Here is a 10300-nt window from a genome sequence, read left to right on the forward strand (position 1 = left end):
CATAAGACGACATCGGGCGCCGGGCGCCTCAAGCGGTCAAGGCTTTTCCCGTCAGCCGTGCGGTGGGCCTCAGGCTGGCGGACGCCGGGCTTCGACCTGCGCCTTGAAGTCGCGAAGAACCTCGAGGCGCTTGTTGATCTCGATGCGTCCCGCCGGATCCAGCACGGCCAGCGCCTTCTCGTACCAGTCGATGGCCTCCAGCAACGGCTCCCACGCCACGCGCGCCTTGCCCGGCCTCGCCTCGCCCGCGGCGTAGTCGGGCAGCGTCCGCTCGAAGGCCTCGTTGCCGAGCAGCACGGCGGCGTCGAGGCGTCCTTGCTCGTAAGCCAGCCGCCAGAGGCGCGCGGCGGCCGCGTGGTCGCGCGCGACCCCGTCGCCGTTCCAGTACATCTGCCCGAGCGTGAAGGCGGCGTTCCGATGGCGCTGGGCGACGGCGCGCTCGTACCAGCCGGCCGCGGCCACGGCGTCCTTGGGCGCGATCTCGCCGACCAGGTAGATGTTGCCAAGGTCCGTCTGGGCGTCGGCGTCGCCCTTCTCGGCGCCTTCGCGGCAAAGCTCGATGGCGTGGGCCACGTCCCGGTGCATGGCGATCAGCAGATTGCCTTCGGCGCACCGCGACTTGGCCAGGCCCATGTCGCCGGCTTTGTGGAAGGCGCCGATCGCCCGGTCGAGGTCCTTCTGGCCGCCGCAGACGCCGTTCTGATAGGCCTCGCCGAGGAAATGCATGGCGTCGGAGCGTTCGGCGGAGGCCGCCTCGAGGTACGAACACCCCAATTCCGTGTCGGCCGGCGTCCGGCCGCCGCCGAAGGCCAGCAGCACGCCGGCATAGGCCTGTGCGTCGAGCCGCCCGGCCGCGGCCAGGCGCAGGATTTCCGACCGGTCTCCGGCGCGGACCTTCGCGAACGCCGCCTGGACTTCGGGGCTGACCTCCGGGCCGCCGGTCAGGATCTGCGCGGTGGCCGCCGGGCAGGCGGCGAGCAGGGACAGGGATGCGGCCGCAGCGGCCGCCCGGCGCACTAGACCACCCGCTCCGCCAGCATCTTCTTCACCTCGGCGATGGCCTTGGCGGGATTGAGTCCCTTCGGGCAGACCTGGGCGCAGTTCATGATGGTATGGCAGCGGTAGAGCTTGAAGGGATCCTCCAGCTCGTCCAGGCGCTCGCCCGTCGCCTCGTCGCGGGAATCGATGATCCAGCGGTAGGCGTGGAGCAGCGCCGCCGGGCCCAGGTACTTGTCCTGGTTCCACCAGTAGCTCGGGCACGAGGTCGAGCAGCAGGCGCAGAGGATGCACTCGTAGAGGCCGTCCAGCTTCTCGCGATCCTCGGGCGCCTGGCGCCATTCCTTCTGCGGTTCGGGCGTCTCAGTATGCAGCCAGGGCTCGACCGAGGCGTACTGGGCGTAGAAGAGCGTCAGGTCGGGCACCAGGTCCTTCACCACGGCCATCTGCGGCAGCGGGCTGATCTGCACCTTGTCGCCGGGGCACTCGTCGTGGCCCTTGATGCAGGCCAGCGTGTTGCGGCCGGCGATGTTCATGGCGCACGAGCCGCAGATCCCCTCCCGGCACGAGCGCCGGAAGGTGAGCGTGGGGTCCATGGTGTTCTTGATGTGGATCAGCACATCCAGGACCATCGGCCCGCACTGGCTGAGGTCCACGTCGTAGGTGTCCCACCGCGGGTTCTCGCCGCTGTCGGGATCGTAGCGATAGATCTTGAAAGTCCGCGTCTTGCCCGATCCGGCCGGGGCCGGGTGGTGCTTGCCGTTGGTGATGCGGGAGTTTTTCGGGAGCCGGAATTCGGCCATGGCAGCGGTCCTTCCTGGCTCAGTACACCCGCGCCTTCGGCGGGATGTAGGCGATGTCGTTGGTCATGGTGAAGCTGTGCACCGGCCGGAAGTCGATCTTCACCTTGCCGGTCTTCTCGTCGAACCAGGTGAGCGTGTGCTTCATCCAGGTCTTGTCGTCGCGGTCGGGGAAGTCCTCGTGGGCGTGGGCGCCGCGGCTTTCCTTGCGGTTCTCGGCGCCGACCACGGTGACCATCGCCTGGCCGATGAGGTTGTCGAGCTCCAGGGTCTCCATCAGGTCGGAGTTCCAGACCAGCGAACGGTCGGCGACCTTGATGTCGGGCTTGCGGGCGTTGACGTCCTGCATCCGCTTGACGCCGCTCTTTAGCGCGTCGGAGGTGCGGTAGACCGCGGCGTCCTCCTGCATGGCGCGCTGCATCTCCAGCCGCAGGTCGGCGGTGGACGTGCCGCCGTCGGCGTTGCGGAAGCGGTCGAACCGCGCCAGGTGCGGATCGGTCATCTCGGGCTTCAGCTCGGGCTGGGTCGCCCCGGCCTTGATCGTGTCGGCCGCGCGCAGCGCCGCCGAGCGGCCGAACACCACCAGGTCGATCAGGCTGTTCGAGCCCAGCCGGTTGGCGCCGTGCACGCTGACGCACGCCGCCTCGCCCACGGCCATCAGGCCCGGCACCACCTTGTCGGGGTCGCGGCCCGCCTTGGTGACGACCTCGGAATAGAAGTTCGTGGGGATGCCGCCCATGTTGTAGTGCACGGTCGGCAGGACCGGGATCGGCTCCTTGGTCACGTCGACGCCGGCGAAGATCTTGGCGCTCTCCGAGATGCCCGGCAGGCGCTCGGCCAGGATCTTCGGATCCAGGTGGTCGAGGTGAAGGAAGATGTGGTCCTTCTTCGGCCCCACGCCGCGGCCCTCGCGGATCTCCATGGTCATGGCGCGGCTGACCATGTCGCGCGGCGCCAGGTCCTTCACGGACGGCGCGTAGCGCTCCATGAACCGCTCGCCCTCGGAGTTGGTGAGGTAGCCGCCCTCGCCGCGGGCGCCTTCGGTGATCAGGCAACCGGCGCCGTAGATGCCGGTGGGGTGGAACTGCACGAACTCCATGTCCTGCAGCGGCAGGCCGGCGCGCAGCACCATCCCGCCGCCGTCGCCGGTGCAGGTGTGGGCGCTGGTGCAGGAGAAGTAGGCGCGGCCGTAGCCGCCGGTGGCCAGGATCACCAGCTGGGCCTGGAACCGGTGCAGCGTGCCGTCGTCCAGCTTCCAGGCGGTGACGCCCCGGCAGATGCCCTCGTCCATGATCAGGTCGAGGGCGAAGTACTCGATGAAGAACTCGGTCTCATGCGCCAGGCTCTGGCCGTACATGGTGTGCAGCATGGCGTGACCGGTGCGGTCGGCCGCGGCGCAGGTGCGCTGGATCGGGGCCTCGCCGTAGTTCTTGGTCATGCCGCCGAAGGCGCGCTGATAGATCTTGCCGTCGGCCGTGCGGCTGAACGGGACGCCCCAGTGCTCCAGCTCGTAGACCGCCGCCGGCGCGTTGCGGCAGAGGTATTCGATGGCGTCCTGGTCGCCCAGCCAGTCCGACCCCTTGACGGTGTCGTACATGTGCCAGCGCCAGTCGTCCTCGCCCATGTTGCCGAGGCTGGCCGAGATGCCGCCCTGCGCCGCCACCGTGTGGCTGCGGGTGGGGAACACCTTGGTCACACAGGCCGTCTTCAGCCCCGCCTGGGCGCAGCCCAGCGCCGCGCGCAGGCCGCTTCCGCCCGCGCCCACGACGACGACGTCGAACTTGTGGTCGATGAATTCGTAAGCCGCCATGGGTTCAGGCGCCCCCCAGCGCGACCTTGAGGATGGACATGATGGCCAGCGCGCCGGCCAGCCCCGCGACGAAGACGTTCAGCACCAGCAGCGCCGCCTTGGTCAGGGTCTTGTGGATGTAGTCCTCGATCACCACCCGCAGGCCCGCCTGCATGTGCGTGAAGCCGATGGCGATGGTGAGGATCATCAGGGTGGCGTTGACGGGGCTCGCGATCCACGCCGCCGCCCCGTAGTAGTCGAGCTGCGCCAGGCGGATCACGCTGTAGGCGCCCCAGATCACCAGCGGGACCAGCGCCACCGCGCCGACGCGCTCGGAAATCCAGTGGCCGACGCCGTGCTTGGCCGAGCCCAGGCCGCGGGCCCGGGCGAGGGGGGTGCGGAAGCCGCTCATCCGAACACTCCCGTCTGGAAGGCGATCGCCCAGACCGCCACGGTGGCGGCGATGGCGAAGCCGAACACGGCGAAGGCCGAGGCGTTGGCGTTCTTGATGTCCAGGCCGTAGCCGAAGTCCCAGATCAGGTGCCGTACGCCGTTGCCCAGGTGGTAGAAGGCCGAGAGGCTCATGCCGAACATCACCAGCAGGCCCAGCGGCGAGCCCAGCAGCGCCTTGAACGCGGCGTAGGCCTCGGGGCCGGCGGCCAGCGAGATCGCCCAGGCCGCGGCGATCAGCCCGCCCAGGTAGAGGCCCACCCCGGTGACCCTGTGCAGGATCGAAGTGGCCATGGTGACGTGCCAGCGCCACACCGAAAGGTGCGGCGACATGGGCCGGTCGGAAGGACCGCGTGGAACGGAAGTCATCTGGTCGCCGTCGCCTCCCCATCAGCCACAGGCCCCGCCGGTTTTAAGCGCCGCGCGAGGGGTGTCAACGAAGGTGTCGGCGCGGTCACGGGGCGCGCCACGCCAGCTTCGCCAATGGTGAAGTATTCGGCGCCGGGCTAGGCGCGCAATGCGTCATTGCGTTATGTTTCCTTCGCGAAAGGCGAAGGATGCGCTTCGATCTCACCGACCTGAGGCTGTTCTGCGACGTGGTCGACGAAGGCTCGATCACCGCGGGCGCCGAAAAGAGCGCGCTGGCGCTCGCGGCGGCCTCCACCCGCATCCGCAACATGGAGGCGGCCCTGGGCGCCGACCTGCTGACGCGCTCGCGGCAGGGCGTCAGCCTCACGCCCGCCGGCCGAACCCTCCTGAAGCACGCCCGCGAGATGCTGGCCCAGGCCGCGCGGCTGCGCGACGACCTCTCGGCCTTCGCCGGGGGCCGCTCGGGCGAGGTGCGGCTGCTCGCCAACACCAACGCGCTCACCGAATTCCTGCCCGAGGCGCTGTCGTCGTTCCTGGCCGCCCATCCGCACGTCAGCATCGACCTGGAGGAGCGGCTGTCGGACGAGATCGTGGGCCTGGTCGCCGAGGGCGCGGCCGACGCGGGCGTGGTCGCCGGGACGGTCGAGGTGGGGGCGCTGGAGACCTATCCCTTCCGGTCCGACCGGTTCGTGGTGGTGACCGCCCGCGATCACCCGCTGGCCCGGCGCGGCCGGGTCGCCTTCGCCGAGATGCTGGAATACGACGTCGTGGGCCTGGAACGGTCGGCCTCGCTCCAGCGGTTCCTGGCCGCCAAGGCGGCGCGCGCGGGCCGGCCGCTGAAGGCGCGGGTCCACCTGCGCAGCTTCGACGCCGTCTGCCGCCTGGTGGAGTCCGGCGTCGGTGTGGGGGTCGTGCCAGAGACCACCGCCGGCCGGGCGATCCGAACCATGGAGCTCGCCGTCATCGACCTCACCGACGACTGGGCCGTCCGCGACCTCAACATCGTGGTGCGGCGGCTAGACGACCTGCGCCCCTACGCGCGGGCGCTGGTGGAGAGCCTGCGCGCCGGCTAGGCTTCGGCCCCGGCGAAGCTGGACCCAAGCGAGGCGAACCCCATGATCTTCTGGATCGCGTGCGCGGCGGGCCTGGCGGTCGCCTATCTCCTCGGGGCCACGCCGACCGGCTACCTGGCGGGGCGGCTGCTGAAGGGCATCGACCTCCGCGAGCACGGCTCGACCTCCACCGGCGCGACCAACGTGCTGCGGATCCTGGGCCCGTGGCCCGGCGCCGCGGTGCTGCTGATCGACGTGCTGAAGGGCGCTGCGGCGGTGCTGTTCGCGCGCGCGTTCTATCCCTGGCTCCTGACGCTGCCGGCGGTGGGCGCGCCGGACGGGCTCGATCCCCAGCGCCTGACGCCCTGGGCCGTCGGCCTGGCCGGCCTCGCCGTGCTCGTGGGGCACAGCCGTTCGATCTGGCTGAACTTCACGGGCGGCAAGTCGGTGGCGGCGGGCCTGGGCGTGCTGCTCGCCATGGCCTGGCCCGTGGGCCTGGGCGGCCTGGCGGTTTTCGCCGTGGCGCTGGCCGCATGGCGCAGGGTCTCGCTGGGCTCGATCCTGGCGGCGGTGACGGCGATCGCGCTGGTCTGCGGCCTGGAGCAGCCGCTGGCCTACCGGCTGTTCGTGATCGCCGGCGGCCTCTACGTGATCGCCCGCCACCGGGCCAACATCGGGCGGTTGCTGGCCGGGACAGAACCCCGCCTGGGCCAGAGCAGCCCGTAGCGCGCCTCTCGGCCCCGTCCCGGGTGAACAACCGTCACGGCTTCGGCGCCTAGGCCGCCGCGATCGCCCGTCCTTCGGCGTCGCGCCCGGCCCAGCGCATCAGGCAGGCGTGCAGGTCCTCCACGTCGATCGGCTTCTCGACGCTGTCGACCATCCCGGCCGCGCGCATGCGGGCGATCTGTTCGGGCAGCACGTCGGCGCTCATGGCGACGATGGGCGTGAGCGCGGCGGGCCCCTTCAGGGCGCGGATCGCGCGGGTGGCCGAAAGCCCGTCCATCCCGGGCATGTGCACGTCCATGAGGATCAGGTCGTAGCGGCCCATCCGCACGGCCTCCACCGCCTCGTGGCCGTCGCAGGCCACGTCGGCCGTGCAGCCCAGCAGCCCCAGCAGCGTCACGCCCAGCTCGCGGTTCACCGGATGGTCGTCCACCAGCAGGATGTGGGCGCACAGCTCGCCGCCGTTGGCCTCGTCGCTCGTGGCGGACGAGACCGGCTCGGTGCGCTCCAGTTCGACGTCCATCCAGAAGGTCGAGCCTTCGCCGGGCGTCGAGGCGACGCCGACGCGGCCGCCCATCGCCTCGACCAGGCCCTTGGCGATGGCCAGGCCCAGGCCCGTGCCGCCGTAAGTGCGGCTGATCGAGCTGTCCACCTGGCGGAAGCGGTCGAACAGCACCGGCTGGGCTTCGGGCGCGATGCCGACGCCCGTGTCGACCACGGCGATGCGCAGGCGATCGGCGCCGTCGCCGGCCGGCGCGGCGCTCAGCGCCAGGGTCACGCCGCCCGTGTCGGTGAACTTCACGGCGTTGTTCAGGAAGTTGAGCAGCACCTGGCACAGCCGGTGGTCGTCGCAGACGTAGGCCGGCGCCAGCTCGCCCGCGACGGTCATGTTCAGCGACAGGCCCTTGCGTTCGGCCGTCTCGGTCACGATCGCCAGCGCATCGCGGCAGACCTGCTGCAGGTCGACGGGCTTGGGGTCCAGCTCCAGCCGCCCGGCTTCGACCTTCGAGAAGTCGAGGATGTCGTTGACGACGGTCAGCAGCGCCGCGCCCGAACGGCGGATCACGCCCACCTGGTCGCGCGCGGCCTCGGGCAGGTCGCCGCGTTCCAGCACCTGGGCGAAGCCGATGATGGAGTTCAGGGGCGTGCGGATCTCGTGGCTCATGGTGGCCAGGAAGTCGGTCTTGGCCTCGGAGGCGGCGTTGGCGCGGTCGCGCGACCTGCGATCGGCGCGGGCCTGGCCGGCCAGCAGGGCTCGCAGGCGCTGCTGGTGGGTGGCGGTGAGCGCGGTGATGATGCCGGTCGTGAAGACCATCGCCAGGTAGACCTGCGCGATCGTCACCTTGCGGTTGACGTCGCCAAAGCCGTCCAGCACCTGGGGCGGCCCGACGAACGCGACCATCGAGAACATGACGGCGCAGATCAGCACCGTGGCCAGGGTCAGGGCGCGCTGCCCGAGGCGCAGGCCCAGCAGGGCCACCGCCGGGAACATCGCCAGGACGGCCAGTCCGCCCAGCGGCGCGAAGATCAGCGCGGTCAGGCCGGCGGCCACCAGCGCGCCGGCGGCGGCTTCCCACGGATTGAGGCGGACGGCTCTGCTCTCGCGCTGGCCCAGCAGCAGGATCGCCGGCAGCACCACCGACATCCCGAGGAACTTGGCCGCCAGACGGTTCATCACCATCACGGTCGGGAACTCGCCCTTCATGCCCAGGACGACCAGTCCCACCAGGGCGGTTCCGACGATCAGCACGGGCAGCAGGGCCAGGAAGATCAGCCGCGCGAACCGGCCGGGCGTGGTGAGCCGCACGGTGTGCAACCGCCGCGCCAGGGTGCTGACGACCACCGCCTCGACGAAGTTCAGCAGCGAATAGGCGACCGCATCGAACAGCGAATGGCTGAACGCCAGCACCACCGCGGTCTGGATCGCGAAGCCTGCCGCCAGGCAGGCCGGCGTCCAGCGGCGCGGCAGCAGGAGGATGGCGCCGATGACGAACGCGTTGGCGGTCCAGATGGTGTCGACGCCGCCCGCTTCCACACGCAGCACGTTGGTCAGCCAGAGGTTCAGGGTATAGGCGACGCACAGGATCCCAGCGACGACCGCCGGTTCTCGACGCCTGTCTGCGTGTGACACCTGTACTCCCTCGGCTGGGCTTGCGGTGCGACCGTAAGGACCGGAGGCGAACGAAGCCTTAAGGATACGATCCTCGGCGCCACGCCGGCGATGGACGGCTTCACGCGGGTCCGGGTCACGCCGCGGATTGCGGCTCGCTCATTCGCGGAGCGAAGAACGGCCGGCGGCTTCGCCTACCGGTCCTGCAGCCAGCTCTCCGAGCGCATCTCCTGGAGCCGCGAGGCGGTGCGCTCGAACTCGAACGCGCCATCGCCCTCGGGATAGAGCAGGGTCGGCTCGGCTTCGGCGCGGACGATCAGGCGCGTGCGCGCCTCATAGAGCGCGTCGATCAGGATCACGAAGCGGCGCGCCTCCTCGCGGCGGTCGGGGGTGAGCCTGGGCACGCCCTCGAGGAAGATCGTGTGGAAGCGCTCCGCCACGGCCACGTAGTCGTTCGGTCCCAGCGCCACCGAGCAGAGGCTCTCGAAGCTGGCGCGCAGCAGGCCGCCGGCGGCGTGCGGGAAATGCACCTTGCGGCCCAGAACCTCCAGGGTCTCGCCGTCCTCCTCCTCGGGGCCCAGCATGTCGCGCCACAGGGCCGCGGTCTGGCGGCGGTTGTCGGGATCGTCGGGCGAAAACCAGACGCCCGCGGCGCGCAGGCGGTCCAGCCGGTAGTCGTGGGGCCCGGCGATCGGGACCACGTCGACCTTGCGCTTGAGCAGGTCGATGAACGGCAGGAAGAGCTGGCGGTTGATGCCGTTCTTGTAGAGCTCGTCCGGCAGGCGGTTGGAGGTGGCCACGAGGGTCACGCCGCGCGCGAACAGCGCCTCGAACAGGCGGCCCAGGATCATGGCGTCGGCGATGTCGGTGACCTGGAACTCGTCGAAGCAGAGCAGGCGCGCGTCGCGGGCGACGACGTCGGCCACCGGCGGAATCGGGTCGTCGCCCTTGTGTTGGCCGAAGCGCGTCTTGCGCGCGGCGCGGTCGCCCTTGCGCCAGGCGTCGATGAGGCGGTGGATCTCGCCCATGAAGACATGGAAGTGCGTGCGGCGTTTCTTCTCGGCCCCGACGGCCTCGTAGAACAGGTCCATCAGCATCGACTTGCCGCGGCCCACCGGCCCCACGAGGTACACGCCGCGGATGGGCTCGGGATGGCGGCGCCTCAGCATGGCCAGGATGCCCCCTTCCGGCTCGTCGCCGGCCAGCTCGGCCTCCAGGCGCAGGAGCGGTTGCAGGGCGGCCGCCTGGGCCGGGTCGGGGCGGATGTCGCCCGAGCGGACGCGCGCGTCGTAGGCGGCTTGCAGGGCGGAGGCCATCTTCCCCGCCGTAGCCGGGGCCAGCCCGGCGCGCAAGGAACGCGGACGCGGTCGAGCGTATTCTTCAATCGGAAGCCGAAAGGAGGGCCGAATGGCCGATAGAGACGACCGCAGCGTCCCCCCGGGCGCGGAGGGGTTGGGCGAAGGCGTGCCCGCCAACGTCGACCTCACCAAGCTGGGCCAGCGCGACAATCCCCAGGAGGACTGGGGCGAGCCGGCGGACGAGGGCGTCCAGCATGGAGCCAGTCACGTCCGGCGGCAGACGGCCGGCGATCGCCTGCAGGGCGGCAAGACGCGCCGGGCCAACAAAGACATCGTCAGCCGGCGCAGCTGAGCGGCCAGGGCGTCGTCGTGAAGCCCTGGAGCCGGCGCGCTATTTCATCGTCGGGATGACGAATGCGGAGTCCTCGACGGCGCCCTCGGGCCAGCGGGCGGTGACGGTCTTGACCTTGGTCCAGAAGCGGACGCCCTCCATGCCGTGCTGGTTGGCGTCGCCGAAGGCGCTGCGCTTCCAGCCGCCGAAGGAGTGGTAGGCCACCGGCACCGGGATCGGGACGTTGATGCCCACCATGCCGACGTTGACCTGCTGGGCGAACTCCCTGGCCGCGCGGCCGTTGCGGGTGAAGATCGCCACGCCGTTGCCGTACTGGTGGGCGGACGGCAGGGCGACGGCCTCCTCGAAGCTCTCCGAGCGG

At 70.6% G+C, this 10300-nt stretch carries 11 protein-coding genes; 3 read left to right on the forward strand and 8 right to left on the reverse strand.

The genetic code is table 11. The features are described 5' to 3' along the window. Positions 1 to 69: 69 nt before the first annotated feature. The 5 genes from GC203_RS04530 to sdhC are packed head-to-tail and all read right to left on the reverse strand — an operon-like array spanning position 70 to position 4368. Positions 70 to 1017 carry a tetratricopeptide repeat protein gene (locus tag GC203_RS04530; RefSeq protein WP_293451783.1) on the reverse strand — a complete coding sequence of 316 codons (948 nt, stop codon included), beginning with the start codon at positions 1015 to 1017 and terminating at the stop codon, positions 70 to 72. Then, a complete protein-coding gene (locus GC203_RS04535; RefSeq protein ID WP_293451785.1) occupies positions 1017 to 1799 on the reverse strand; it encodes a succinate dehydrogenase iron-sulfur subunit in 783 nt (260 codons plus the stop codon). Before GC203_RS04535 ends, GC203_RS04530 begins: the two co-directional genes overlap by 1 nt. Positions 1800 to 1818: 19 nt before the next feature. Then, positions 1819 to 3606: a succinate dehydrogenase flavoprotein subunit gene (gene sdhA / locus GC203_RS04540; RefSeq protein WP_293451787.1), complete on the reverse strand. Its 1788-nt coding sequence runs from the start codon at positions 3604 to 3606 to the stop codon at positions 1819 to 1821. 4 nt (positions 3607 to 3610) lie between these two features. Continuing rightward, positions 3611 to 3997: a succinate dehydrogenase, hydrophobic membrane anchor protein gene (sdhD, locus tag GC203_RS04545; RefSeq protein ID WP_293451789.1), complete on the reverse strand. Its 387-nt coding sequence runs from the start codon at positions 3995 to 3997 to the stop codon at positions 3611 to 3613. Then, positions 3994 to 4368, reverse strand: a complete 375-nt coding sequence (gene sdhC / locus GC203_RS04550) for a succinate dehydrogenase, cytochrome b556 subunit (RefSeq protein WP_293451791.1) — start codon at positions 4366 to 4368, stop codon at positions 3994 to 3996. Before sdhC ends, sdhD begins: the two co-directional genes overlap by 4 nt. Positions 4369 to 4592: 224 nt before the next feature. On the opposite strand from sdhC, the gene GC203_RS04555 reads away from it, so the two are divergent. Next, complete coding sequence (locus GC203_RS04555; protein WP_293451793.1) at positions 4593 to 5477, forward strand: LysR substrate-binding domain-containing protein; 885 nt, start codon at positions 4593 to 4595, stop codon at positions 5475 to 5477. A gap of 42 nt (positions 5478 to 5519) precedes the next feature. Further along, positions 5520 to 6182, forward strand: a complete 663-nt coding sequence (gene plsY / locus GC203_RS04560) for a glycerol-3-phosphate 1-O-acyltransferase PlsY (RefSeq protein ID WP_293451795.1) — start codon at positions 5520 to 5522, stop codon at positions 6180 to 6182. Between the two features lie 49 nt (positions 6183 to 6231). Here plsY and GC203_RS04565 read toward each other — a convergent pair whose 3' ends face one another. Both GC203_RS04565 and zapE read right to left on the reverse strand, forming a co-directional pair. Beyond that, positions 6232 to 8310 (reverse strand): ATP-binding protein, encoded by a 2079-nt coding sequence (locus tag GC203_RS04565; protein WP_293451797.1) that lies wholly within the window; start codon positions 8308 to 8310, stop codon positions 6232 to 6234. A 173-nt stretch (positions 8311 to 8483) separates the two neighbouring features. Then, complete coding sequence (gene zapE, locus GC203_RS04570; RefSeq protein ID WP_293451799.1) at positions 8484 to 9605, reverse strand: cell division protein ZapE; 1122 nt, start codon at positions 9603 to 9605, stop codon at positions 8484 to 8486. A gap of 91 nt (positions 9606 to 9696) precedes the next feature. Between zapE and GC203_RS04575 the strand changes: the two genes are divergently transcribed. Continuing rightward, positions 9697 to 9939: a hypothetical protein gene (locus tag GC203_RS04575; protein WP_293451801.1), complete on the forward strand. Its 243-nt coding sequence runs from the start codon at positions 9697 to 9699 to the stop codon at positions 9937 to 9939. 39 nt (positions 9940 to 9978) lie between these two features. Here GC203_RS04575 and GC203_RS04580 read toward each other — a convergent pair. Continuing rightward, on the reverse strand, positions 9979 to 10300 hold a 322-nt coding region (locus GC203_RS04580; protein WP_293451803.1), incomplete at its 5' end, for an aldehyde dehydrogenase family protein.

It is taken from the genome of Phenylobacterium sp., assembly GCF_016124325.1.
Classification (GTDB): domain Bacteria; phylum Pseudomonadota; class Alphaproteobacteria; order Caulobacterales; family Caulobacteraceae; genus Phenylobacterium.